The organism is Streptacidiphilus rugosus AM-16 (assembly GCF_000744655.1).
GTDB lineage: Bacteria > Actinomycetota > Actinomycetes > Streptomycetales > Streptomycetaceae > Streptacidiphilus > Streptacidiphilus rugosus.
The window spans coordinates 733,353-757,980 of record NZ_JQMJ01000003.1 but is presented as its reverse complement, the minus strand read 5'-3'; the positions used below and the strand labels follow the sequence as shown (position 1 = coordinate 757,980).

Below are 24,628 nucleotides of genomic sequence, written 5' to 3'. Positions count from 1 at the left end.
TCTGCTGCACGCGTCAAGGAGCGTCGAGGGGATCGACCCACTCGATCACGTCGACCTGTCGCGCCCCTCTGGATTCGATCACCAGCACCGTCGCCCCGACCGGCAGCGGCTCCGCGGACCAGGCCATGAAGGCCTCCGTGCCCCCGCGCACCCGCACCAGTACCTCCCCCGGGCCTTCGATTCCACGGGTGCCGATGAGCAGCCGACCGGTGCAGCCGATCACGGCCTCGTCCGCTGGCATTCTGGGCCGCCCCTTCCCGCTCTCGCTGGCGATCAAGACCCTAGCGCCGATCCGTGCCCGCTGAAACGGCCGAGGAGCCGTTCCGCTCCTATGCTGGACTTGTCCAACGTGTGCAACAAGCCAGTCGTCGCCAGGCTCCGATATCCAGGGGGCCGAACAACCCTTCGGCTCACCGATATCGCCGACTCCGACCCGGTCGGAACGAAGGTGATCCCTCATGGCCACGTCGACAGCCCCCTCCGGAACGCCCCAGCACGCCCTGAAACGTGAAATCGGGCTGATCGGACTGACCTGGACCTCGGTGGGGTCCATCATCGGCTCAGGTTGGCTCTTCGGCGCCCTCTTCGCAGCACAGGCCGCCGGAACCGCGGCTCTCGTCTCCTGGGGTATCGGCGCCGTCGCCATCACCATTCTGGCCTTCGTGCACGCCGAACTCGGCGCCGCCTATCCGGTGGCGGGCGGCACGGGCCGATTCCCTCACTACGCGTTCGGCACAGCGGCCGGCGCGTCCTTCGGCTGGTTCTCCTGGCTGCAGGCCGTGACCGTCGCCCCCATCGAGGTCATGGCCTCACTGAACTACCTGAGCGTCCACGCGGACTGGATCCAGACCGGGAAGAACCACCTGACCGGCGCCGGATACGCGCTGGCCGTGGCTTTCATGGCCTTCTTCGTGCTGGTGAACTGGTTCGGCATCAAGGTGCTCGCGCACACCAACAGCGCGGCCACCTGGTGGAAAATCGGGGTGCCGCTCCTGACCATCGCGGCTCTCGCGATCACCAACTTCCACGGAAGCAATTTCGGCTACCAGGGCTTCTCCCCGTTCGGCGCGAAGGGCGTGCTCTCCGCGGTGAGCACCAGCGGAATCATCTTCGCCCTGCTGGGATTCGAGCAGGCCGACCAACTGGCCGGTGAGAGCGCGAATCCCAAACGCGACATCCCCCGCGCGGTGATCGGTTCGATCTTCATCGGCGCGTTCATCTACATCGCGCTGCAGGTCGTCTTCATCGCGGCACTGCCGCACAGCGCCTTCGCCCAGGGCTGGGCCAACCTGACCTTCACCGGAAAGGCGGGCCCGTTCGCCGGCCTGGCCACCACGGTCGGGCTCGGCTGGCTGGCCACGATCCTCTACATCGATGCGGTCGTCTCCCCGGCCGGAACCGGCCTGATCTACGTCACCGCGACCTCCAGGGTCTCCTACGGGCTGTCCCGCAACGGCTACGTGCCGGAGATCTTCGAGAAGACGACCAAACGCGGTGTTCCGTGGTTCAGCCTCTTCTTCGCCTTCGCCATGGGCCTGATCGTCTTCCTGCCGTTCCCGACCTGGCAGAAGCTGGTCGGCTTCATCACCTCGGCGAGCGTGCTGATGTACGCGGGCGCGCCGCTGGCCTTCGGAGCGCTGCGCAAGAACGACCCGGACCGCGAGCGCCCCTACCGGCTGCCCGGCGGCAACTTCTGGTCGCCCGTCGCCTTCATCGTGGCCAACCTGATCATCTACTGGTCCGGCTTCGACACGCTGTGGCGGCTCGGCATCGGCATCGTGCTCGGCTACCTGCTGCTGGGCGCCTCGACGGCGTTCAAGCTCAACCCGAAGGCGCCGCACCTGGACTGGCGGGCGGCCCAGTGGCTGCCGGTCTACCTGGTCGGGCTCGGCCTGATCTCCTGGCAGGGCGGCTTCTGCAGCTCCGGTCCGGCGTCCACGGTGTCCTGCGGCGCCACCAACAACATCGGACTGTGGTGGGACATCGGCCTGGTGGCCCTGTTCAGCCTGGTCATCTACTACTGGGCGCAGGCGGTCAGGCTGCCCGCCTCGGAGACCCAGGAGTACATCGGCGCGGGCGACCAGTTCACCGAGCCGGAGGACCCGCACCTGCCGCCGAGCAAGCCCACCTTCTGAGGTCAACCGACCGACACAAGGCGTCGCCCGAAAGGGCGAGGGATGACTCCAATCCGTAGTCGGCTGGCTACCATCGGCAGCGCGAGCCGGTACCCACCGACCCAGCCGTCGAGGAGTCGTCCGATGCCCCAGTCCCCCAGCCCCGCGCCCGCCGTCCAGCGGCCGCCTGCGAACCGGCTTTCGATGCAGGCGGCCCGCTGCCAGTACGAAGGCCTGCCGATCCACGCCCGCCCCCCGTTCAGCGTGCTGCGGCCGACCCGCCGGATCCGCGAGCACGCGAGGCTGCGGCTGTCGGGCCTGCCGGCCCAGGGCACGGCCTCCGCGTTCGCGGTCGGCACGTGGGTGACGGTGCTCGGCGCCGAGGAGATCCGGGCCACGCTCGACGCCGACGACCGGCTGGGCGGGCTCTGGTTCACCGGCAGCCAGTGGTCCTTCTGCGGCGGGACGTACCAGGTCGAGCACGTGGTGCGGCGCATGATGGACGATCACTACCGGATGCGCAGGATCGGCCGCACGGTCACCCTGCGCGGCGGCACCTGCGCCGGGGCGGGGCCGGAGGACGAGGGCTGCGGACTCGGCTGCGCGCTGCTCTTCCGCGACGCGTGGCTGCGCCCGGCCGAGGCCCCGGCCCCGCTGCCCACGCCGACCAGGCACGCCACCGTCCGCAGCCTGCAGGAGATCCAGCAGACGCTCGGCTCGGACGGCACGCTGCTCGGCGTCCCGTTCCACGCGGCGATGGCCCGCTACGTCGGGCTGCGGCTGCCGGTGCTCCGCGAGGTCCGCCCGCGGGCGCTGCCGCGCTGGCAGTACCCGGTCGGCGAGTGGTACCAGCTGGACGGCCTGCGCTGTCTGGGCGAACCGCTGGCCGGACTGAGCTGCGACCGGCAGTGCGCCCTGCTCTGGCACCGCTCCTGGCTGCAGTTCGAAGAGCAGTAGCCGGAAGCCCTAGACGTCCGCGGTCTCCAGCGAGCGCTTGAGGGCGGCGAGCGTCGCCGTCATCGTGGTCTCGTTCCAGTCGACGCGACGGCCGGTGCGGAGCGCGGCCTCGGTGAGCCAGGCGATCACCCGGCCGCGGCGGTCCTGCCAGGACTGCTCCACGACCGTCGCACCGCCGTCCGCGCCCGGGGTGATCCGGAACGTCCAACGGGCGATCGGCACACCCCAGTCGACGTCCCAGGCGAAGGCCCGCCCCGGCTCGGCCTCGACGATCCGGCACATGGTGCTCCAGCGGACGGCGCCCTTGCGGTTCCGCCCCTGGAACCGCGCGCCCACCACCGGCCCGGCCGGCTCCCCGCGCCAGACCGCGCCGGTGCACTCGGGGCTCCACTCGCCCATCCTCGTCACGTCGGCGACGGCCGCCCAGACCGCGTCCGGGGTGGCGGCGATCTCCGTGCGGACGGAGACGGAATCGCGGCGTGTGCTCATGGCGCCCTCCTGAAGGTGTGGGCGGCATCGCACCGCGCCGGAGGTCACCGCGTCAACCTGTCGATGTCCCCGTCGGTTTCGGCGGGTCTCGTCGGCCGGGTCCGCGCGGTCTCCCTGGTCGCCGCAGCGGTCACCGCGACCGGGCCGCCGATCCGGACGTGACCGCGACGCGGCGGGAAGAGCCTGGCGGCCAGGCCGCGTCCGGGCGCCTCCCAGGGCAGCAGGAACGTGTACCGGCTGTAGGAGAGCCGGGCCGCGGAGGCGACCTTCCGCAGCTGCGTCTCGTCCAGGCCGATCCCCGGCATCGTCAGCAGCCGCCGCCCGCCGGCGTCGAGCAGCAGCACGCGGACCTCAAGGCCCCGGCCCCGTCCTGGCCGCCGCTCGCGCAGCAGCACCAGTTCCGTCGGGCGGTCCGGCAGCGTCGACCGGGACCGCCTCCAGGGCCGGGGGCGAGGACCCGGGTCCGGATCGGTCAGGTCGACCTCGACCAGCGTGGATCCGCCCCCGACCAGCACCAGCGAACCCCCGGCCCATCTGAGCTTCCCGAACCGGAGCCAGCCGTCGAACTCCGGGCCCGGCCGCCGGGTCCCCGCCTCCTCGGCGAGCAGGCGCGGCAGCGGGGCCGCCTGGCACTCCGCGCCGAACGCGGCGAGTGCGGGGTCGGAGACCTCGGGCAGCGGCCTGCCCGCGTGACCGAGGTCGGGGTCGAACTCCAGCTTGGGGCCCCAGGAGCCCATCAGCGTGTTCAGCCTCCTGGTCTCCTCGGCGAGCCCGGCGGTGCGCACGGCCAGCCGGAGCGGGCGCGGCAGCACCCGCCACAGGACGAGGTCCAGCAGCAGCGGCACCGGCGCGAGCCAGGCCGGCGCCGCTCCTGAGCTCCCGAGCAGCGCGAGCACGAGCGCCGCCAGCGCGAGCGCGCCAGCGAGCCGCCGGGCGGTCCAGGCGGAGAGCCGACGCAGGCGCAGCGCGTCCGGCAGGCCCCGCTCCGGCGGCCGCCAGATCCACCGCACCGGCCGCAGCCACCGCGTCCCCGCCGCCCCGGTCCGCGCGGTGACCCCGCGCCACAGCATGCCCATCCCTGCCCCCCTCGCCGCCTGTGAGTATCCAGCGCTTCGGGCACGCGCGACAGGGGGCGCCGGACGAGCTGGGTGACGCAAGAAATCTACAGTGATGAGAATCTTTGGTACTGCCGGACGAAAGTATTCCGCGCAAGTCTTGTTAACAGGCTCCGATACGCCCTACTCTCGCCTCGTTTCGCGCGTCCGCACGCACTCCCTCCCCCCGCCCAGAGAAACGAGCATGCGATGTCACGCAGCACCCTGGCCGCGCTGACCGCGGCCACCGCCGGACTGAGCCTCGCGCTCAGCGGCGCGATCACCGCGAGAGCCGCCACCCCTACGGCCGCGACCACCGGCCCCGCCACGCCCGTCGTCACCCGGGCCGAGCTCGACCCGGCCCTGGTCGCCGGCCGCGGCGCGGACCTCGGCTTCGTCGAGCAGGAGGCCGAGAAGGCGGCCACCGACGGAACCGTCATCGGCCCCGGCCGCGACGCCTACACCCTCGCCGCCGAGGCGTCCGGCCGCAGCGCCGTGCAGTTGACGCCGGGTCAGTACGTCGAGTTCACCCTGCCCAGGGACGCGAACGCGATCACCGTCCGCTACAGCCTTCCCGACGCCCCCGCGGGCGGCGGGCTCACCGCGCCGCTGGACGTCAGCGTGGACGGACACCACCGGGCCACGATGGCGCTGACCTCGCAGTACGCCTGGCTCTACAACGAGTACCCGTTCACCAACGACCCCAACGCGGACCTGCTGCACCCGGACTGGTGGATCACCGAGTGCTCGTGCGTGCCGGACCAGACCACGCCCGCGCCGGTCGTCGCCAAGCCCTTCCGGCCGAACCACTTCTACGACGAGCAGCGCCTGCTGCTCGGCCGCACCTACCGGGCGGGCGAGACGGTCAGGCTCGCCGTGCCGCGGAGTGCCGACGCCGTCACCACCACCGTCGACCTGATGGACTCGCAGCTCGTGGCCGCGCCGAAGATCGACCTCCTCGCCGCGAACGTGCTCGCCTTCGGCGCGGACCCGACCGGCCGCCGGGACTCCGCGGACGCCGTCGACGCGGCGATCGCCTTCGCCAGGCGGACGCACCTGAAGGTCTACATCCCGCCGGGGACCTACCAGGTCAACCGGCACATCCTGGTCGACGACGTGACGATCGAGGGCGCCGGCAGCTGGTACACGGTCATCAAGGGCCACCAGGTCACCCTGGCCACGCCTTCTCCGGACGGCAGCGTGCACACCGGGGTCGGCTTCTACGGCAAGGACGCGAGCGCGGGCGGCAGCCACAACGTGCACCTCTCCGGCTTCGCCGTCGAGGGCGACGTGCGCGAGCGGATCGACACCGACCAGGTCAACGCCATCGGCGGCGCGTTCAGCGACTCCAGCATCGACGGCCTCTACCTGCACCACACCAAGGTCGGCATCTGGCTCGACGGCCCGATGCACAACCTCTCCATCACGAACAACCAGATCGCCGACCAGATCGCCGACGGCGTCAACTTCCACAGCGGGGTGACGGACTCGGTCGTCCGCAACAACTTCGTGCGGAACACCGGCGACGACGGCATCGCGCTGTGGTCGGAGACCGCCGAGGACGCCGACGACACCATCGACCACAACACGGTGCAGACCCCCGTGCTCGCCAACGGCCTCGCCGTCTACGGCGGAACGGACAACACGCTGTCGGACAACCTGGTCGCCGACCCGATCCGGGAGGGCAGCGCGATCCAGGTCGGCTCCCGCTTCGGCGCGCAGGCGTTCACCGGTCACCTGTGGATCACCGACAACACCACCGTCAGGGCCGGGACGTACGAGCTGAACTGGAACATCGGCCTCGGCGCGATCTGGTTCTACGCCCTGGAGCGGAACATCGACGCCGACGTGGAGGTGGTCGGCGACAACTTCCTCGACAACACCTACAACGCGATCATGCTGGTCGCGGACTGGCCGGTGAAGGACCTCTACTCCATCACCGACGTCCACTTCCGCGACATCAAGGTCGACGGCACCGGCACCGACGTCGTCAGCGCCCGCGCCGCGGGGAACGCCACCTTCCGACACGTGGTCGCCCGCAACGTCGGCGCGGTGGGCGTCAACAACTGCGGCTCGTTCCACTTCACCCCGGCCGGCTCGGAGTTCTCGCTGACCGACCTCGGCGGCAACACCGGCGGCGGCACGACCGGTCCGTGGTTCGCCCCGTGGGAGCTGCCGAACACCATCACCTGCGCCGACCGGCCCACGGTCGTCGCCCCGCCGGCTCCCTCCCCCTGGTGAACCGGGGCGTGTGACGCCCCCTGGCCCGGCGGACCGGACCGACCTACCGTGACGTCATGTCCGCCTTGGCCCGCTCCCTGCACCGGCGTCTGCGCGATCCGCGTTAGACCCGAGGCACGGTCTCGCCGTCGTCGTGTGGCGCCCCCGGCAGCCCGTATCGGCCGACCGCGCCGGCGATCGAGGGGTTCTCGGCGGACGGCCGGATCCTCTCGACTCTCGACCCCGGCGCCCGCTTCGACTCCCGCACCCGCGACCTGCTCCGCCGGGAGCTCGGCGCGGACACGCCGTGACCGCGTCCGCGGGTCAGCCCTGGCGGTTGCGGTAGGGCAGGCTGCGCGGGGCGGGAAGTTCGGACAGGTACTGGCCGAAGGCGATGTGACCGTAGGGCTCGCCGGGCACCAGATTGCCGCCCGCGCGGAAGGCCGAGAAGGTGCGGCCGGGCAGGCGGAAGGGCAGGAGCGGCCGGTGGCGGCCGGTCGCGGCGAGGTAGGCGCGGGCCAGGTCGGGGGCGGTGCGGGTCTCCGGGCCGCCGATGTCGAGGGCCCAGCCGTCGAGAGGCGCGGCGACGGCCAGTTCGGCGAGGCGGGTGGCGACGTCCCGCACGTCGACCGGCTGGAAGCGCAGGTCGGGGACGACCATCAGCGGGGCCCTGGCCGTCGCGGCGAACAGGGCGCGCAGCAGGTCGTGGAACTGGGTGGCCCGCTGAACGGTCCACGGCAGGCCCGACCGGCTGAGCAGTTCCTCCGCCGCCAGCTTCGCGCGGTAGTAGCCGAAGGGGATCCGTTCGACGCCGACGATCGACACGTACACCAGGTGAGGCGCCGTCACGCCGGGCGCCCGACGGGCGCCCGCGACCAGGTTCCGCATGAGTGTGGCCTCCTGGTCGCCGCCGAAACCGGTGGCGCAGTGCACCACGGCGGCGGCTCCGGCGAGGGCCGCGTCCACGCCCTCGCCGGTGGAGAGGTCCGCCCTCGCCCAGCCGAGCCCCGGCTCGGCGTCCGCGGGACGCTCCCTGCGGCTGAGCACCCGGACCGCCTCGCCGCGCTCCCGCAGGCGGGCGACCACGGCCCGGCCCAGCACGCCCGTCCCGCCGGTCACCACGATCTCCGCGTCGCCCATGGTCGCCTCACCTTCCAGCCGGTCCCATCCGTTCACCAGCATGGACAGGCGGGGCGCCGGAAAGGTGACACGACGCTCAGGCGGCGGCGTTCCGCTGCTCCAGGCGGGCGACGAGCTGCTCGTTCAGCCGATCGGTGATCTCGGTCAGCACCCGCGCGGCCACGGCCAGATCGGCCTCCGGGACACCGCCGTAGGCCCCGGCGATCACGCCTGCGGCCACGGCGCCGACCTCCGCGACGAGCGTCTGTCCGGCCTCGGTCGCCCGGACCCGGTCCTCGCCTTCGGAGGCGAGCAGGCCGTCGGCGACCAGCGCGGCGACCGCCTCGTGCGCCTGCTCGGGGGTGATCTTCAGCCCGCCGACCAGCCGCCGCACCAGGGCGTCGACCTCGGCGACACCGTCGCCTGCCGCGGTCGCGTTCAGGGCGATGGACCGCTCACGGTCGATCCCGTAGGGGGCCAGGGTGAGGCGCAGGTGGGCCAGGTGGGCGCTCTCGACCTCGCCGATGATGCGGGGGGTGAGCGTGGGTGCGACGGCGTTCATGACTTCTCCTCGTGCGAGACGTTCGATGTGTTCGATGCGTTCGGTTCGTAGGCGTTGTCGATCCCGATCGGTACGTCGAGCAGCGCGGTCAGTTCCGCGACGAAGGCCCCGGTGCGCTCTCCGGACAGCCCGCCGAGCGGTTCCAGCAGCTCCTCGTGCAGCCGCCGCACCACCTCGACGGCCTGCTGCGCCGTCCCGGTCCCGCGCTCGGTGAGCGCGAGCCGGACGGCCCGCGTGTCCACCTCGTCGCGCACCCGCTCGACCAGTCCGTCCGACTCCAGCGAACGGGCCAGCTTGGACACGTACAGCGGCTCCAGACCGGTGTGGTCGGCGAGCTCCCGCTGGCTGGGGCGCCGTCCGGCCAGCTGCATGCCGTAGAGCGAGGAGACCAGCGAGTACTTCGCGTGGGTGAGCCCCAGCGGCGCGACCGCCCGGTCGACGGCCACTCGCCACTTGAGCGAGAGCCGCCAGACCAGGAAGCCGGGCGTCGGGCCCTTCGGTGCGTTGCTCATGAGAGATACAGTACATGGAGATGAAGTACATGGCTACTATCTTCTTCCCTGCGTCCCGCCTCCACCGGCGCGCCCTAGGCTGATCCTCGAACTGAGTTCCGCCGTCGCACCCACAAGGAGCGCACCTCATGCCCCAGGCACACCCCGCCGGCCTCGAAGACCCGACCCCGCTCGCGCAGGCCGTCGCCGCGCTGATGCCGCGCGCCAAGGACGAGTTGGCCGAGCTCGTCGCGTACCGGTCGGTCGCGGACCCGCGGCAGTTCCCCGTGAGCGAGTGCGAGAAGGCGGCCACCTGGGTCGCCGACGCGCTGCGCGCGGAGGGGTTCGACGAGGTCGCGGTGCTGGACACGCCGGACGGGACGCAGTCCGTCTACGGGCTGCTGCCCGGCCCCGAGGGCGCGCCGACGGTGCTGCTGTACGCGCACTACGACGTGCAGCCGCCGCTGGACGAGAAGGCCTGGGTCTCGCCGCCGTTCGAGCTGACCGAGCGGGACGGACGCTGGTACGGGCGCGGCTCCGCCGACTGCAAGGGCGGCTTCCTGATGCACCTCACCGCGCTGCGGGCGCTGCGCGCCGAGGGCGGCGTGCCGGTCACCGTCAAGGTGATCGTGGAGGGCTCGGAGGAGCAGGGCACGGGCGGTCTCGAACGCTACGCCGAGGCGCACCCCGAGCTGCTCACCGCCGACGCGATCGTGATCGGCGACACCGGCAACTTCAGGGTCGGCCTGCCGACGGTGACGGCCACGCTGCGCGGTATGACGATGGTCGAGGTCGGCGTGAAGACCCTCGGCGGGAACCTGCACTCGGGTCAGTTCGGCGGCGCCGCACCGGACGCGCTCGCCGCGCTGATCCGGATGCTCGACTCGCTGCGCGACGAGACCGGCGCGACCGCGGTGCGCGGCCTGGAGGAGCAGGCGCGGCAGGGCTGGGAGGGCCTGCAGTACGAGGAGTCCGCCTTCCGTGCGGACGCCAAGGTGCTGGACGGGGTGGGCCTGATCGGCACCGGAACCGTCGCCGACCGCATCTGGGCGCGGCCCGCGGTGACCGTGCTCGGCATCGACTGCCCGGCGATCGTCGGCGCCACGCCGTCCGTCCAGGCCGAGGCCAAGGCCCTGGTCAGCCTGCGGGTGCCGCCGGGCCTGGACGCCGCCGAGGCGGAGGAGGCGCTCACGGCCCATCTGACGGCAGCGGCCCCCTGGGGCGCACGGGTCGAGGTGACCCCGCGCGGCCAGGGCCAGGCGTTCCGCGCCGACACCGGCAGCCCCGCCTACGCGGCGATGGCGGAGGCCATGGGCGTCGCCTACCCGGGCGAGGAGCTGCAGATCGCCGGCCAGGGCGGCTCGATCCCGCTCTGCAACACCCTGGCCACCCTCTACCCGGAGGCGGAGATCCTGCTGATCGGCCTCAGCGAGCCGGACGCGCAGATCCACGCGGTCAACGAGAGCGTCTCGCCGCAGGAGCTGGAGCGGCTCTCGCTCGCCGAGGCGCTGTTCCTGCGCGGCTACGCGGCGGGCAAGCGCGGCTGAGTCGCGGCCGCCCGGCGCCCGTCGTGCGCCTCGTGCGCCTCGCGCGCCGCTCCGCCGACGGCGACCGGCGCCGGAGCCCCCTCGGGTGACGGTGCCGGCCGCCGGCGCGCCGGAGCCTGGCCGACCAGCATCGCGCCCAGCGCCAGCACCAGCCCCAGCACCTGCCAGCCCGTCAGCGTCTGGTGCAGCACGACCAGTCCGCCCACCGTCGCGACCAGCGGATTGATCAGCCCGAGGAAGGACGCGGGGCCCGCGCCCAGCCGCCCGATGCCGCGGAACCACAGGACGTACGCCAGGGCGGTGCCGAAAAGCCCGAGATAGGCGAAGCCGAGCAGGTTCGCGCCGGTCGGCGCGGGCGGCACGCCCTCCACCAGAGCGGCGAGCGGCGCGAGGAAGAGCCCGCCCGCGACCAGTTGCCACGCCGTCAGATCGACCAAGCCGGCCCCCTCCGGCATGCCCCAGCGGCGGATCAGCACCGTCCCCATCGCCATCAGCACGATCGCAGTCACCATCGCGGCGACCCCCTCGCCGTCCAGCGCGGCGCCGGCCTTCAGCACCAGCAGCCCGACGCCGACCACGCCGACCAGCCCGGCGACGACGGCCCGCCGCCCCGGCCGCACGCCCAGCACACCGATCCCGAACCCGGCGACCAGCAGCGGCTGGATCGCGCCGATCGTCGAGGCCACGCCACCGGGCAGGTGGTAGGCGCCGAAGAAGACCAGCGGGAAGAACAGGCCGATGTTCAGCATCCCGAGCACGGCCACCCGCCCCCACCACCGCCCGCGCGGCAGCTTCCTGCCGAGCAGGAGCAGCAGCAGACCGGCGGGCAGCGCCCGCGTCGCGGAGAGCAGCAGCGGCCGCCCCTCCGGCAGCACCTGCGTCGTGACCAGGTACGTCGTGCCCCACATCGCCGGCGCGAGCGCCGCCGTGACCGCCACACCGATCCGGCCGCCGCGCGTCTTCGTGGCCCTTGCCGTCCTCGCCGTCGTCCCCACCGCAATCACCCCAACGTTGACTATATGAACGTTGAGATAAATTCTGCGCCCGGAGCCTGCGAACGTCAAGTATCTTAATGTTGAGACATCCGGGGTTCGAGAGGGAGGCGCATCGTGCCGGAGGAAGAGGGCGCCGCGCCGCTGCGCGACGCCGTCGACGACATCGTCGACCAGTGGAAGGCGGCCCGGCCCGAGATCGCGACCGGCCCCATGGCGCTGATCGGCAGGATCAAGCGGTTCCATGCCCACGTCGAGACGGCCCTGCGCGAGTACTTCGCCGAACACGGCCTCGACGTCTCCGAGTTCGACGTCCTGGCCACGCTGCGCCGCTCGGGCGAGCCCTACGAGCTGAACGCGGGCGCCCTGCTCAGGTCCGCGATGGTGACCTCCGGGGCGATCACCAACCGGGTCGACCGGCTGGCCGCCAAGGGGCTGGTCGAGCGCAGGCCGTCCCCGACGGACCGGCGCGCGGTGCTGATCGGCCTCACCCCGGCGGGCAGGCGGCTGGTCGACGACATCGTGCTGGGCCACGTCCGCAACGAGGAACGTCTGGTCGCGGTCCTCTCTCCGGAGGAGCGGGAGCAGCTCACCGTCCTGCTGCGGAAACTCCTCGCCGCCCAGGGCGACACGCGGCTGCTCTAGATCCGCGCAGGTGGGCCGCCGCGTAGACGAGGGTGGCGGCGGCCATGACGGCGAAGCTCGGCGGGCAGCGCGGGATCCAGGCCGCCGCAGCCAGCCCCGCCCACATCTCGCCGACCGCCAGCGCGGCGGCCAGCGCCAGGCCGCGGAACGGACGGTCGGTCAGCCGGACCGCGGCCCCGGCGGGGGCCGCCAACAGGCCGAGCAGCAGCAGCGAGCCGACCGCCTGGGTGGCCTCGCCCGCGGTGACCCCGACCAGGACCAGGAACACCGCCCCGAGCACGCGCACCGGCACACCCCGGGCCGCGGCCACGCCCTCGTCGAGGGTGGCCAGCAGCAGCGGACGCGCGATCAGCAGCACCGCCCCCGCGATCACGGCGGCGACCAGCACGGTGAGCAGAGTGCTGCCGCCGTCGAGGCCGAAGATCGAGCCGAAGAGGACGGAGGTGCCGGCCCCGCCGTTGCCGAGCCCGCTGGCCGAGGCCGTGTAGAGGGTCAGGAAGAAGGAGCCGAGGCCCAGGATCCAGGCGAAGGCACTCCCGGTCAGCACGTCGTCCGGCCTGCCGCGGCGGCCCGCCCCGCCCAGCAGCAGGGCGACCAGGACGCAGGCCAGGAAGAGGCCCAGGCGCAGGTCGAACCCGGTGGCCAGAGCGGCCATCGCGCCGGTGAAGGCGACATGGCTCAGCGCGTCGGCGGTGAAGACCTGGGCGCGCAGCACCAGGAAGTAGCCGACCGGGCCGGCTGCGAGCGCGATGAACGTGCCCGCCAGCAGGGCGTGCTGGAAGAACGGCTGCCCCCAGATCGAGACGGCGGAGAGCGCGGGGACGGCCGACGTGCCGTCGGCGGCGAGCAGGATCATGCCGCACCCGCCGTCACGGGCCCGACGCGTCCGCGACCGGCCGCCGAACGGAGCGCGCGGAAGCCGTGGGCGAGCAGGAAGAGCGCGAAGGCGAAGCTGGTCACGAAGAATCCGAGTGGATAGTTCCAGTAGTACGCGGCGATCAGCCCCGTCCAGGTGACGGCGAAGCCGACGGCCACCGCGAGCAGCAGACCGTGGGCGGGCCTGGCGGTGAGTGCCTGCGCCGTGGCGGCGGGCAGCACCATCAGCGCGAAGACCAGCAGCGCGCCGGTGATCTGGGCGGCCTCGGCCGTGGTCGCGCCCAGCAGCACCAGGAAGACCGTCGACAGGGCCCGCACCGGGACCCCGAGCGCGGCGGCGACGTCCAGGTCGACGGAGGCGAACAGCAGCGGCCGGCCGACCACGGCCAGCGCCGCGAGCACCACCAGCCCGGCGACGGCCAGCAGCACGACCTGACCGTCGGTGATACCGAGGAAGCTGCCGAAGAGCAGCGCCTGCGGCCCCTCCAGCAGTCCCTTGCAGAGGGCCATGAACAGGTAACCGCAGGCCAGCAGGAAGGCCTGGACGACGCCGACGGCGGCGGACTCCCCGCCGCGGGCCCTGCTGTCGCCGCGTTGCAGTGCGGCGACGACCAGGGCGGCGGCCAGGCCGAAGCCGAAGTAGCCCAGGCTCAGCGCGAATCCGGCCAGGGTCGCGAACGCCGCGCCGGGGAAGGCCACCACGGACAGGGTGTGCGCGGCGAAGGTCTGCCGCCGCAGCACCACGAACCAGCCCACCGCGCCGGAGACCACGGCGACGACCGCCCCCGCGCGGAAGGCGTTGACCATGAAGGCGTAGGACCACATCTGCTGGAAGTCGGCCGGCAGGTTCCAGGAGAAGGACGTCGACCCCACGTCAACTCCCCTGGCGACGGCCGGGCCGACGGCGGTCGGCGTGGACGGAGGGGGCCTCCGGCTGTCCGACGACCACCAGGCGGCCGTCGCGGGTGGACAGCACCTCCACCGGGGTGCGGTAGAGGCGGGACAGGGTCTCGGAGTTGACGACCTCGCCGGGCGGCCCGCTCACCGCGCCGCCTTCGGCGAGGTACACCACCCGGTCCAGGTGGTGCAGGATCGGGTTGACGTCGTGCGCCACCATGACGACCGCGACGTGCTCCTGGTGGCAGATCCGGCCGACCAGCGCGGCGACCGCGCTCTGGTTGGGCAGGTCAAGGCTGTCCAGCGGCTCGTCGAGCAACAGCACCTCGGGTCGTCTGACCAGCGCCTGCGCGATCAGCAGCCGTTGCTGCTCGCCGCCCGAGCACTGCCCGATCGGCCGGTCCGCGTACGCGCTCGCGCCGACCAGCTCGATCACCTCGGCGACCCGGTCGCGCTGCGCGCGCCGGTTCCGGCCCCAGGGCAGCGGGACGCCCCAGCGGTCGCCGTCCAGGCCCATCCGCACGATGTCGACGCCTCTGATCCGCAGGCCGGGGTCGAAGCTGCGCCGCTGCGGCAGGTAGCCGACGCGGCCGCCGGACTCGCCGGGGCGACGGCCCAGCACGCGTATCTCGCCCTCGGCGGCCGGCAGCAGCCCCAGCAGCACCTTGACCAGCGTCGACTTGCCCGCCCCGTTCGGCCCGAGCACGGCGACGAACTCGCCTGCCAGGACGTCGAGATCGACCCCGGACCAGAGGGTCCGCCCGCCGACACGGGCCGCCGCGCCGCGAAGTCGCAGCACAGGATCGGACGTCGCCCCGACGTCCGGGGCCGTGGCGGTGGTCGCGGTGGCGTTCGGCGGGATCGGGAGCACCCGCGTCACCTCCCCGTGGCCTGGTGCAGCGCCTTCTCCAGGCCGAGGAGCTGAGTGGTCTGCCACTGCTGGAACGTGGCGTTCGCCGGCACGAGCGTCTCGGTCACGGTGGCGACCGGGATACCCTCCGCCCTGGCCAGATTGACCTGGGCCACGACGTCGGGGGTGGAGTTCTGGCTGTTGTAGACGTAGACCTTGATCTGCCGGGCCGCGATCTGCCGGTCGATCAGGGCCTTGTCCGCGGCCGTCGGGTCGGCGCCCTCGCTCATCGCCCCCAGGAAGGCGGCCGGCGTCAGCAGCTTCAGCCCGAGCCCCTCCGCGAGCGGGCTGACGATCGACTCCGAGGCGCCGATCGGGGTGCCCGCGTAGGTCGCCCGGATCTTGGCGACGAGGTGGTCGTAGTCGGCGAGCGACTGCGTCTCGAAGGTCTGCTTCTGCTGGTCGAAGTAGCGGGCGTCGGCGGGGTCGAGCCGCTTGTAGTCGGCGGTGATCTGCTCGATCACCCGCTGCACGTCGGCGGGCGCGTACCAGCGGTGCGGGTTTCCTCCCGGCTGGACGCCGACCAGGTCGCCGACCTTCAACTCCGCCCGGCCGCGCGCCGGGTTGGCCGCGAGCAGCTTGTCCGCCCAGGCGTCGTAGCCGATGCCGTTGACGAGCACGTACTGCGCGTCCGCCACGGCCCGTGCGTCGGCGGCTGTGGGCTCGTAGGAGTGCGGGTCGGTGTCGGGGTTGGCGATGACGCTGGTCACCTGCGCGTGTCTGCCGCCGAGTTGGGCGGCGATGCTGCCCCAGAAGTTCTCGGCCGCGACCACCTTGACGACCGTGCCTCGGGCGGCGTCACCCCAGGGGGCCGACGAGTGGGCGGTGGAGCAGCCGCTGACCACGGCTCCGAAGGCGAGCACCGCCGCACCCCGCGCGATCCGGCGGGCACGACGGCGGGCGGACGTGGTCGGGACGGGCGCGCGCATGGGGGGTTCCTCCGGAGCCGCTGTGACACCGGCCCGGTGCGGGCCGACCCCTTCACGCTAGATGGAAATCGTTTTCATTGCCAGCCCTCCGTCGAGACAGAATGAAAACCATTGCCAAATCGTGACCGGGCGCGCTCGAGCCTGCGCGCGGAACCGTGCGCGCATGCTACCGAGGACGTGCTCGTCGCCTGCTCCCCAGGCTCCGCAATGCGAGAAGGCCGACCCCTCGGGGCCGGCCTTCTCGCATGTGCGACTGCCGGGCGTCAGCGGGCCCGGTTGTGACGGAATCCGGCGCGGGCCCAGGCGTAGCCGCCCGCGGCGATCACGAAGCACCAGGCGACGGCGATCACCGCGTTGTGCCCGGTCGGGCTGCCGGTCAGCAGACCCCGGACCGTCTCGATGACGGGCGTGAACGGCTGGTACTCGGCGAACTGCCGGACGCCGACCGGCATCCCGCCCGCCGGGGCGAAGGCGCTGCCGACGAAGGGGAGGAAGACGATCAGCATCGGGCTGTTGCTCGCGGCCTCCGGGGTGCCCGAGACCAGTCCGATGGCGACGGCCAGCCAGGTCAGCGCGAAGGTCAGCAGCAGGAGCAGTCCCGCGGCGGCGGCCCAGCCGCGCAGCCCGGCGTCGGGTGAGAAGCCCAGCAGCATCGCCACGGCGATCACCGAGGCGGTGCTGACCACCGTGGTCAGCACGCTGTTGATCACATGCGCGGTCAGGATGGAGACCCTGGCGATGGGCATGGTGCGGAACCGGTCGACGATGCCCTCGGTCATGTCGACGCAGACCGCCACCGCGGTGGCCATGCTGCCCGAGGCCACGGCCATGACGATGATGCCGGGGGCGAGGTAGTCGACGTACCCGCCATGGTGACCGCCGGCCGACACGAGCCCGGCGCCGAGGGTCCGGCCCAGGACCGCGACGAACAGCACCAGCATGATCACCGGGCCGAAGACGGACCCGAGGGTCATGGACGGGTAGCGCAGGGTGTGCCGCAGGTTGCGGCGCAGCAGGGTCGCGGTGTCGGTCAGGGCGTGCTGGCGGGTCGCGGTCAGGGCGCTCATCGGATGGTCTCCTTCTCGGCGGTGCTGCGGTCGGCGGGGGTACGGGGGCGGGTTCAGGCGGAGGCGTGGCGGTCGCCGGTGAGGGCGAGGAAGACGTCGTCGAGGTCGGGGGTGTGCACCGTGAGCTCCTCGACCTGGATCGACGCGGCCCTGAGCCGGCCGAGCAGGGTCTCCAGGGAGCCGACGCCGCCGTCGCCCGGGATCTGCAGGGTCAGCGCGTCGTCGTCCCTGGCGATCACCGGGAGGACCAGGGCGGCCTCGGCGAGCCGGGCCTCGTCGGCGAAGCGGAGCGTGACGTGGCCGCCGGGGACCAGGCGCTTGAGCTCGGCCGGGGTGCCCTCGGCGACCAGCTTTCCCCGGTCCAACACGGCGATCCGGTCCGCGAGTCGGTCCGCCTCCTCCAGGTACTGGGTGGTCAGGAAGACGGTGACCCCGTCGGCGACGAGGCCGCGGATGATCGCCCACAGGTCACGGCGGCTGCGCGGGTCCAGGCCGGTGGTCGGCTCGTCGAGGAAGATCAGCCGCGGGTCCGCGATCAGCGTCATGGCCAGGTCGAGCCGCCGCCTCATGCCGCCCGAGTAGCTCGCGATCGGCTTCTTCGCCGCGTCGACCAGGTCGAACCTGTCCAGCAGCTCGTCGGCGCGACGGCGGCCCTCGCGGCGGCCGAGGTGGTGCAGGTCCGCCATCAGGATCAGGTTCTCCCGCCCGGTCAACAGGCCGTCCACGGCCGAGAACTGGCCGGTGACCCCGATCGCGGCCCGCACGTCCCGCACCTCCGCGGTCAGGTCGTGCCCGACCACCTGCGCCTCGCCGGCGTCGGCCGCGATCAGCGTGGAGAGGATCTGCACGGTGGTCGTCTTGCCGGCCCCGTTGGGACCGAGGAGGGCGAAGACCGTGCCGGCCGCGACCGTCAGGTCGATGCCGTCCAGGACGAGCTGCTCGCCGTAGGATTTGCGCAGCCCGGTCGCGGAGATCGCGGCGGGGGCGGCGAAGAGGGATTCGGCGGCCTGTCGATACGTCGTCGTCGTGTTCATGGGTAGAGCGTCCGACCCTGACGCAGGGTCAAGGTCAAGCGGTCTGTGCGACGAGTGTGCGGGGGACTGTCGATGTTGACGATCGGCCAGGTCGCGGCCTATCTGGGCGTGACCGTGCGAGCCATCCGCCACTACCACCAGCGGGGCCTGCTGCCCGAACCGCCGCGCGACACCTCGGGTTACCGCCGCTACGACGCGGACGCGATCGTGACCCTGGTACGGATCAGGACCCTGTCGGACGCGGGGGTGCCGCTGGCCAGGATCGAGGAGCTGATGGGCGCCGCGCCCGCGCAGTTCTCCGCCTCGGTGGCGGCCATCGACGACGAGCTGAAGGCGCAGATCAGGGACTTGAAGCGGCGCCGCAGCCGGATCGCCTCCCTGGCGGCGGGCGACCGGCTCTTCCTGCCGCAGGAGGTCGCGGACCTGCTCGACCGCCTGCAGCAGCTCGGCGTCAGCCGGGAGACGGTCAGCACCGAGCGCGACACCTGGATCCTGCTGATGGCGCAGTACCCGGACCAGGTGCCGGGCTGGGCCCAGCAGAAGCGCGCCATGTTCGACGAACCCGCCTTCCAGGCGCTGTACCTGACCTGCGACCGGGCGGCGGGCTGGGACCGCGACGACCCCCGCCTGGAGGCCCTCGCGGACGAGGTCAACCACGTGGGCGGCCTCGTCGCGCCGGACTCGCCCGGCGCGCAGCCGATCCTGGCCATCGACGCGCTGGTCGCCGTCACCCTCATGGCGACCCACAGCGGCCGCCCGGTCCCGGCGCTGGAACGGCTGGTCGAACTGTGCCGCGCCCGCGCCCAGCCGGGGCCCGCCTGAGACGCGCGGGCCGGGTACCCCTCGTCCGTTTTCGTCTACCCGGTCAGATCGACCTGACCGGGTAGACGAAAACGGCCGCCCTCCCGGAGAGAGCGTGCGTGGTCAGGCGTCCCGCAGGCGCAGGGTCGTGGCGCCGAGCAGCAGGGCGGCCGCGGACCGGAGCGCCGCCGGCCCGGGCCGAAGCCGTCGCGGACCGCTGCCCCACCGCGAGCCTGGACGCCGCCCATCCCGTCGCCGTGGACGGCTGACGGCCCGTGGCCGCCCCAGGATCGGGCGGCTCAGGGCCAAGCCGGATACGGCGGGAGCGGCCAGGGCGGCGGTGTCGGCAGGGGTCCGTCCGACCGGAGGGCGGACGGACCGGCGCGGCCGGCGAGCCAGGCCAGCAGGGCATGGCCCGTGCCGGTGACGGTGGCGCCGGTCGGGGCGAGGATCCAGACGCGGCCGAGGTCGGTGGCCTCGACGCGCGCCAGGCCGACGGTTCGGGTGGTCATCGTGGCGACCGTGGCGTCGAGACCCCAGGCGACGTAGTCGACGGGCCAGTCGGCCGGGGTGTAGCCGAGATCGAGATCCACATGATGGGTCTCCAGCTCACGCCGGGCGCGGTGCAGGGTGAACCAGGCGGGATGCCGCCAGCCGGCGAGCGCGCTGACCATCGTGGACCAGCGCTCGGCAGGCAGCATCGCCGCCTCGGCGAGCATCGCCCCGGTACTGACCCGCACATCCCGGACGAGATCGGCCGCGGCCCGACCCGCACCCTCGCGCAGGGCGCGCTCCAGCGCGGGTCCGTCGGCGCGCGGTCCGGGCTCGACGCCGGTGCGCGCCAGAGTCAGCAGCCAGCGGTAGACGTCGGCGCTGCGGGCGAGATGAGTGATCACGTGCCCGCGGCCCCATCCCGGCAGCAGGGCGGGCTCGCGGGCCCGGGCGTCGGTGAGGGAGTCGAGCGTCGCGCCGAGCCGCGCGGCGGAACCGTGCACGGCGTCGAGCAGGGCGGCGAGGTCCGCCGGGTCGAGGTCGGCGGTGTCGCTCTCGGGGACGGTCACGGGCCAGAACTCTACGGCCATGCGGGCGTCGGCGTTCCGAGAGCAGGTGGCGACTGCCGAACGGCCGCTCCTGCGAGGGAGTCGCACCTGGTCAGAGGTGGTTGAACGAGAGTGGCTGCAACGGGATTCGCGTGCCACCGTGGGCCCATGGAGGACTCCGCGCAGACCCACGGCCGGCACTCGCACGGTCACCACGACGGGCACCCGGGCGAAGAGCACCCGCACGAGCACGGCCATGCCCACGCGCACGACCACGCCCACGGAGCCGGCCGGTGGGCGCGTCTGCGACACCGGTTCGCGCACGCGGTGACGCCGCACAGCCACGAGGCGATGGACAAGGTCGACTCCGCACTGGAGACCTCGCGGGAGGGGCTGCGCACGCTGTGGCTCTCGCTGCTGATCCTCGGCGGGACGACGCTGGTGCAGGCGCTGGTGGTCGCGGCGTCAGGGTCGGTCGCGCTGTTGGGCGACACGATCCACAACGCCGCTGACGCGCTCACCGCCGTGCCGCTGGGGATCGCGTTCTGGGTGGGCAGGCGGGCGGCGAACCGGCGCTACACCTACGGCTACGGGCGGGCCGAGGATCTCGCCGGGATCGCCGTCGTCGGCACCATCGCCGCCTCCTCCGCGCTCGCCGCGTTCGCGGCGGTGGAGCGGCTGCTGCACCCCCGTGACGTCTCGCACCTGTGGGCGGTGGCCGTCGCCGCGGGGGTCAGGTTCGTGGGGAACGAGTGGGTGGCCAGGTACCGGATCCGGACCGGGCGGCGGATCGGCTCCGCCGCCCTGGTCGCCGACGGACTGCACGCGCGCACCGACGGCTTCACCTCCCTCGCCGTGCTGGTGGGCGCCGGCGGGGCGGCGCTCGGCCTGCGGTGGGCGGACCCGGTGGTCGGCCTGCTGATCACCTTCGCGATCCTGATGGTGCTGCGGGACGCCGCCCGCCAGGTGTACCGGCGGTTGATGGACGCCGTGGACCCCGCCCAGATCGACGCCGCCGAGCACGCCCTCGGGCAGGTCGAGGGCGTGCTGCGGGTGGGGAGCGTGCGGATGCGGTGGATCGGCCACGCGCTCCGCGCGGAGGCGGACATCGTGGTCGACCCGCACCTGACCGTGGTCCGGGCGCACGGGATCGCGGTCGCCGCCGAACACGCGCTGATCCACGCCGTGCCGCGGCTCACCGCGGCCACCGTGCACACGGACCACCTCCCGGACGGCCACGGCCACGGCGCGGACCCCCACGCCGCCTTGGCGCACCACGCCCACGCGCACGCCTGAGGCCTGAGCCGTCAGGCGCCTCCCGGACGGCCGCCCCGTCCCGCGACTACGCGAACGCCTCGGCCCTCCGGCGGAAGCGGCTGCGGACGATCGGTCCGTCCGCCTCCGCCTGCAGGCACTCCAGCTCCCGCTGCGGCCCCTCCGCGGGGAAGAGCCTGCGACCGGCGCCGAGCAGGACCGGGAAGGTCACCAGCCGGTACTCGTCGACGAGATCAGCCGCCGCGAGCCGTTCCACGACGCCCAGGCTGCCGGCGACGATCACGTCCCGGCGCTCCTGCTTCACGACCTCGACCAGGTCGCCGTGCAGCAACCGCGAGTTGTTCCACGTCGTGACGTCCGCGTCGTCCAGCGTGCCGGACGCGACCAGCTTCGCCGCGGCGTTCATCCGCGCGGCGAACTCGTCGTCGCGGTTGGGCCACAGCTGCGCGAAGTGCTGCCAGGTGCGGCGGCCGAGCAGCAGCACCCCCTCGTCCAGGGTGCGGCCGAGGCGGAACTTGTCCCCGGCGACGACCTCCCGTCCGTGCGAGAACATCCAGCCGCCCCGCGGGGTGCCGGCCGCGCCGTCCGGGTCCTCGACGATTCCGTCCAGGGTGGTGAAGGCAAGAACGATGACGCTCATGGCGATGATCCCTTCGTCTCGGTGTTCACCGGTACATACCGGCGGCACCGCGCGGACTCATCGCGCTTCGCGGACCTCTTCCGTGAAATCTCCGCCGAACCGCGGCGGCAGTCCGAAGGAGTCCAGGATGCCGGGGTCGGTGAAGACGACGTTGCGGCTCACCAGGCCCCCGGCGACGGTGAGCACCTGGATCGAGTGCAGCAGCGGATCGCCGCCCTCCGGGTCCGCCGCGTAAGCGGCCAGCGCCGGCTGGCCGTTGGCGGTGACCGCCCGCATCCGCCAACCGGTGCCGCGCACCGCGAAGACCCACTCCAGGAAGCGCCCGTAGTGGTCCGCGCCCACGAACCAGAGCGGGACCGGCGGCATCTCCAGGACCGCGTCCTCGGCCAGCAACCGCACCAGTGCCGGTACGTCGGCCGACTCGAACGCCCGCATGTACCGCTGCACCACCGCCCGCACCTCGGGGTCCTCCGGCTCGCGCACCCCCGATCCCTCGTCCAGGCGCGCGTCCTTCAGCGTCGCGCGGGCGCGCTGCAGGGCGCTGTTGACCGCGGGGACGGTGGTGTCGAGCTGCCCGGCCACCTCGGCCGCGCTGAACTGCAGCACCTCCCGCAGCACCAGGACCGCCCGCTGCCGCGCGGACAGCGTCTGGACCGCCGCGACCCAGGCCAGCCGCAGGTCGGCCCGCAGGTCGACCTCGACCCGCGCGTCGGGGAACGGTTCCAGCCACGGGATGTCGAGTGCGGGCGGCAACGCGCCGCCAGGATCGTCGCCGGGCGCCCCGAGGCCGGAGGGCAGCGGTCGCCGCCCTCGCCCGTCGAGAGCGGTCAGGCAGGCGTTGGCCGCGATCCGGTAGAGCCAGGTGCGCACGGACGCGCGCGCGGGGTCGTAGCGGTCCCGCGCCTTCCAGGCGCGCAGCATCGTCTCCTGGGTGAGGTCCTCCGCCTCCTGGAACGAGCCCAGCATCCGGTAGCAGAAGGCCAACAGCTCACCGCGGTACGGCTCGACATCCACCAGCCCATCATGCCCCAGCCCCGCACCGCGGCGGCGTCAGACGATCGCGATCCGGTCCAGCAGCGCGGCGATGAGCGGTTCGGTCAGCCGGTAGCGGACGATGCGGCCGTCCTTGTCCGCGGCGACGGTGCCCGAGGCGCGGAGCAGACGCAGGATCCGGGAGACGGTGGTGTCGTCGAGCCCGGTGGCGGTGGCCAGGTCGGTGACGGCGATGGGTCCGGCGTGGTGCACGGCGAGCAGGACGGACAGCCGGTGGGGCTCGCCGAGCAGGGCGAAGCGGTCGGCCCACGCGGGCAGCCGGTCCGGGTCGCCGATGCCCTCGATGGCCTCGCACACGGTGTGGTCGTCGATGACCTTGCGGTGGGCGCGCTCAGCGGGAACGAGATGCATTCGGCCATTCCACCTGTCCCAGGAGGTGATCTGCAACACCTGCGCACCTGTGCAGGCTTGTGGGCGATTCGTCCACGGCCCTAGGGTGGCTGTGCCGTGGTGTTCGGGAAGACCGGTTCAAAGCCGGAGCGGCCCTCGCCACTGTGATCGGGAAGTCCTCGCATCGTTCCCGCGGTCCTGGTGACCGCGGGGGGCCACTGGGCGCAGTCGCGCCTGGGAAGGCCGGATGCCGGGGCGGCACCACCCGTCAGCCAGGAGACCGGCCACGGCACCGCAACACACCATCCACGAGGTGCTGGAGAGGCTGCCCTGATATGACCCTGCCCGAAAACGGCTCCGCGACCGCCGTCCTGCCCGGCGCGACATCCGCCGCCCCGGTACTCCGCTGGGAGCGCAGGGACTGGTGGCGCACCGGCGGCCTGCTCGCCGTGATCGCCGCTCTGCACGTCCTCGCCTTCGGCATCCTGGCCATGCTGGTGGCGCCCCATCACTACAACGTCGGCGGACAGGTGTTCGGCCTGGGCCTCGGCGTGACCGCCTACACCCTCGGCATGCGGCACGCCTTCGACGCCGACCACATCGCCGCGATCGACAACACCACCAGAAAGCTGATGGCCGACGGCAAGCGGCCGATCTCGGTGGGCTTCTGGTTCGCCCTGGGCCACTCGTCCATCGTGATCGTCCTGGCCGCCGGGATCGCGACGGGCGTGCGCGAGGCCACGACGCTGACCAACGACAACTCCAGCGTGCGCCAGCACCTGGGCCTGGTCAGCACCCTGGCCTCCGGCAGCTTCCTGTACCTGATCGCGGCGCTCAACCTGCTCGCCCTGGTCGGGATCTGGCGGGTCTTCAAGGCGATGCGCGCCGGCCAGTTCGACGAGCACGAGCTGGAGAAGCACCTCGACAACCGCGGCTTCATGAACCGCATCCTCGGCAGGCTCACCAGGTCCATCACCCGCCCCGGCCAGATGTGGCTGGTGGGGCTGCTGTTCGGCGTCGGCTTCGACACGGCCACCGAGGTCACCCTGATGGTCATGGCCGGTTCCGGCGCGGCCGCCGGACTGCCCTGGTACGCGATCGTCTGCCTGCCGCTGCTGTTCGCGGCCGGGATGAGCCTGTTCGACACCCTCGACGGCACCTTCATGAACTTCGCCTACCACTGGGCGTTCTCCAACCCGGTGCGCAAGGTCTACTACAACCTCACCATCACCGGTCTCTCCATCGCGGTCGCCTTCCTCATCGGCACCATCGAGCTGGTCGGCATCCTCCACGACCAGCTGAACCTGACCGACCCGGTCAGCGGATGGATCTCCGGCATCGACCTCAACAACGTCGGCTTCGTGATCGTCGGGCTGTTCGTCGTCGTCTGGGCCGTCGCGATCGGCTACTGGCGACTCGCCAGGGTGGAGCACCGCTGGCACCGGGCCGCCACGCCGAGCCCCTCCGACTGACCTGCGCCGACCGCCGCGTCGGACGGAACGGCTCCGGGACACAGGTTCCGGTGCGATACTCCGAATGATGGACG

General features: G+C 72.7%; 25 protein-coding genes and 1 riboswitch. Of the genes, 8 read left to right on the top strand and 17 right to left on the bottom strand.

Annotated elements, in window-relative coordinates:
- Positions 1–13: 13 nt before the first annotated feature.
- The gene (locus BS83_RS06910; protein ID WP_037601960.1) at positions 14–241 is read right to left on the bottom strand and encodes a hypothetical protein; all 228 of its coding nucleotides are present in this window, start codon (positions 239–241) and stop codon (positions 14–16) included.
- A 217-nt stretch (positions 242–458) separates the two neighbouring features.
- On the opposite strand from BS83_RS06910, the gene BS83_RS06905 reads away from it, so the two are divergent.
- Complete coding sequence (locus BS83_RS06905) at positions 459–2,135, top strand: APC family permease (RefSeq protein ID WP_051942725.1); 1,677 nt, start codon at positions 459–461, stop codon at positions 2,133–2,135.
- 123 nt (positions 2,136–2,258) lie between these two features.
- Positions 2,259–3,071, top strand: coding sequence for a hypothetical protein (locus tag BS83_RS06900; RefSeq protein ID WP_037601958.1), 813 nt, complete (start codon positions 2,259–2,261; stop codon positions 3,069–3,071).
- Between the two features lie 9 nt (positions 3,072–3,080).
- Here the strand turns inward: BS83_RS06900 and BS83_RS06895 are convergent, their stop codons facing one another.
- Both BS83_RS06895 and BS83_RS06890 read right to left on the bottom strand, forming a co-directional pair.
- Entirely contained in the window at positions 3,081–3,560 is a 480-nt protein-coding gene (locus BS83_RS06895) for an SRPBCC family protein (protein WP_051942724.1), read from the bottom strand.
- Positions 3,561–3,604: 44 nt separating this feature from the next.
- Positions 3,605–4,636, bottom strand: a complete 1,032-nt coding sequence (locus BS83_RS06890; protein ID WP_037601956.1) for a hypothetical protein — start codon at positions 4,634–4,636, stop codon at positions 3,605–3,607.
- A 228-nt stretch (positions 4,637–4,864) separates the two neighbouring features.
- Here BS83_RS06890 and BS83_RS06885 point away from each other — a divergent pair, with 228 nt between their 5' ends.
- Positions 4,865–6,895, top strand: coding sequence for a glycosyl hydrolase family 28-related protein (locus BS83_RS06885; protein WP_037601954.1), 2,031 nt, complete (start codon positions 4,865–4,867; stop codon positions 6,893–6,895).
- Positions 6,896–7,198: 303 nt separating this feature from the next.
- Here BS83_RS06885 and BS83_RS06880 read toward each other — a convergent pair whose 3' ends face one another.
- The 3 genes from BS83_RS06880 to BS83_RS06870 all read right to left on the bottom strand — a co-directional run bounded on the left by BS83_RS06880 (position 7,199) and on the right by BS83_RS06870 (position 9,067).
- Positions 7,199–8,014 (bottom strand): SDR family oxidoreductase, encoded by an 816-nt coding sequence (locus BS83_RS06880; protein WP_037602980.1) that lies wholly within the window; start codon positions 8,012–8,014, stop codon positions 7,199–7,201.
- Positions 8,015–8,090: 76 nt separating this feature from the next.
- Positions 8,091–8,555: a winged helix DNA-binding protein gene (locus tag BS83_RS41500; protein WP_051942723.1), complete on the bottom strand. Its 465-nt coding sequence runs from the start codon at positions 8,553–8,555 to the stop codon at positions 8,091–8,093.
- A complete protein-coding gene (locus BS83_RS06870) occupies positions 8,552–9,067 on the bottom strand; it encodes a MarR family winged helix-turn-helix transcriptional regulator (protein WP_037601952.1) in 516 nt (171 codons plus the stop codon). Before BS83_RS06870 ends, BS83_RS41500 begins: the two co-directional genes overlap by 4 nt.
- Positions 9,068–9,195: 128 nt before the next feature.
- Between BS83_RS06870 and BS83_RS06865 the strand changes: the two genes are divergently transcribed.
- Positions 9,196–10,593 (top strand): dipeptidase, encoded by a 1,398-nt coding sequence (locus tag BS83_RS06865; protein WP_051942722.1) that lies wholly within the window; start codon positions 9,196–9,198, stop codon positions 10,591–10,593.
- On the opposite strand, the gene BS83_RS06860 is transcribed toward BS83_RS06865, so the two are convergent.
- On the bottom strand, positions 10,569–11,588 hold the full coding sequence (locus tag BS83_RS06860) for an EamA family transporter (protein ID WP_232248089.1): 1,020 nt from the start codon (positions 11,586–11,588) through the stop codon (positions 10,569–10,571). The two genes, BS83_RS06865 and BS83_RS06860, sit on opposite strands and share 25 nt — an antisense overlap.
- Before the next feature lie 114 nt (positions 11,589–11,702).
- On the opposite strand from BS83_RS06860, the gene BS83_RS06855 reads away from it, so the two are divergent.
- Positions 11,703–12,230 (top strand): MarR family winged helix-turn-helix transcriptional regulator, encoded by a 528-nt coding sequence (locus BS83_RS06855; protein ID WP_232248087.1) that lies wholly within the window; start codon positions 11,703–11,705, stop codon positions 12,228–12,230.
- Here BS83_RS06855 and BS83_RS06850 read toward each other — a convergent pair.
- The 6 genes from BS83_RS06850 to BS83_RS06825 all read right to left on the bottom strand — a co-directional run bounded on the left by BS83_RS06850 (position 12,175) and on the right by BS83_RS06825 (position 17,943).
- A complete protein-coding gene (locus BS83_RS06850) occupies positions 12,175–13,086 on the bottom strand; it encodes a metal ABC transporter permease (protein ID WP_051942721.1) in 912 nt (303 codons plus the stop codon). The two genes, BS83_RS06855 and BS83_RS06850, sit on opposite strands and share 56 nt — an antisense overlap.
- Complete coding sequence (locus BS83_RS06845) at positions 13,083–13,979, bottom strand: metal ABC transporter permease (protein ID WP_037601950.1); 897 nt, start codon at positions 13,977–13,979, stop codon at positions 13,083–13,085. The genes BS83_RS06850 and BS83_RS06845 overlap by 4 nt, the downstream gene beginning before the upstream one ends.
- Position 13,980: 1 nt before the next feature.
- Entirely contained in the window at positions 13,981–14,874 is an 894-nt protein-coding gene (locus BS83_RS06840; RefSeq protein ID WP_232248086.1) for a metal ABC transporter ATP-binding protein, read from the bottom strand.
- 5 nt (positions 14,875–14,879) lie between these two features.
- The gene (locus BS83_RS06835; protein WP_037601948.1) at positions 14,880–15,842 is read right to left on the bottom strand and encodes a metal ABC transporter solute-binding protein, Zn/Mn family; all 963 of its coding nucleotides are present in this window, start codon (positions 15,840–15,842) and stop codon (positions 14,880–14,882) included.
- Between the two features lie 263 nt (positions 15,843–16,105).
- A complete protein-coding gene (locus tag BS83_RS06830) occupies positions 16,106–16,909 on the bottom strand; it encodes an ABC transporter permease (protein WP_037601947.1) in 804 nt (267 codons plus the stop codon).
- A 53-nt stretch (positions 16,910–16,962) separates the two neighbouring features.
- Entirely contained in the window at positions 16,963–17,943 is a 981-nt protein-coding gene (locus BS83_RS06825) for a daunorubicin resistance protein DrrA family ABC transporter ATP-binding protein (RefSeq protein WP_037601946.1), read from the bottom strand.
- Positions 17,944–18,015: 72 nt separating this feature from the next.
- On the opposite strand from BS83_RS06825, the gene BS83_RS46305 reads away from it, so the two are divergent.
- A complete protein-coding gene (locus BS83_RS46305; RefSeq protein WP_051942720.1) occupies positions 18,016–18,765 on the top strand; it encodes a MerR family transcriptional regulator in 750 nt (249 codons plus the stop codon).
- A gap of 278 nt (positions 18,766–19,043) precedes the next feature.
- On the opposite strand, the gene BS83_RS06815 is transcribed toward BS83_RS46305, so the two are convergent.
- Entirely contained in the window at positions 19,044–19,805 is a 762-nt protein-coding gene (locus tag BS83_RS06815) for a maleylpyruvate isomerase family mycothiol-dependent enzyme (RefSeq protein WP_232248084.1), read from the bottom strand.
- Between the two features lie 147 nt (positions 19,806–19,952).
- Between BS83_RS06815 and BS83_RS06810 the strand changes: the two genes are divergently transcribed.
- Positions 19,953–21,080, top strand: a complete 1,128-nt coding sequence (locus tag BS83_RS06810; RefSeq protein WP_084713184.1) for a cation diffusion facilitator family transporter — start codon at positions 19,953–19,955, stop codon at positions 21,078–21,080.
- Between the two features lie 46 nt (positions 21,081–21,126).
- Here the strand turns inward: BS83_RS06810 and BS83_RS06805 are convergent, their stop codons facing one another.
- The 3 genes from BS83_RS06805 to BS83_RS06795 are packed head-to-tail and all read right to left on the bottom strand — an operon-like array spanning position 21,127 to position 23,103.
- A complete protein-coding gene (locus BS83_RS06805; protein ID WP_037601945.1) occupies positions 21,127–21,699 on the bottom strand; it encodes a dihydrofolate reductase family protein in 573 nt (190 codons plus the stop codon).
- 57 nt (positions 21,700–21,756) lie between these two features.
- Positions 21,757–22,713, bottom strand: coding sequence for a sigma-70 family RNA polymerase sigma factor (locus tag BS83_RS06800; RefSeq protein ID WP_037601943.1), 957 nt, complete (start codon positions 22,711–22,713; stop codon positions 21,757–21,759).
- Positions 22,714–22,749: 36 nt separating this feature from the next.
- Positions 22,750–23,103: an ArsR/SmtB family transcription factor gene (locus BS83_RS06795; RefSeq protein ID WP_037601941.1), complete on the bottom strand. Its 354-nt coding sequence runs from the start codon at positions 23,101–23,103 to the stop codon at positions 22,750–22,752.
- Between the two features lie 80 nt (positions 23,104–23,183).
- Positions 23,184–23,385: riboswitch (cobalamin riboswitch) on the top strand.
- Positions 23,386–23,417: 32 nt separating this feature from the next.
- Between BS83_RS06795 and nicT the strand changes: the two genes are divergently transcribed.
- Positions 23,418–24,554, top strand: a complete 1,137-nt coding sequence (gene nicT / locus BS83_RS06790) for a Nickel transporter NicT (protein ID WP_037601939.1) — start codon at positions 23,418–23,420, stop codon at positions 24,552–24,554.
- Positions 24,555–24,628: the final 74 nt, after the last annotated feature.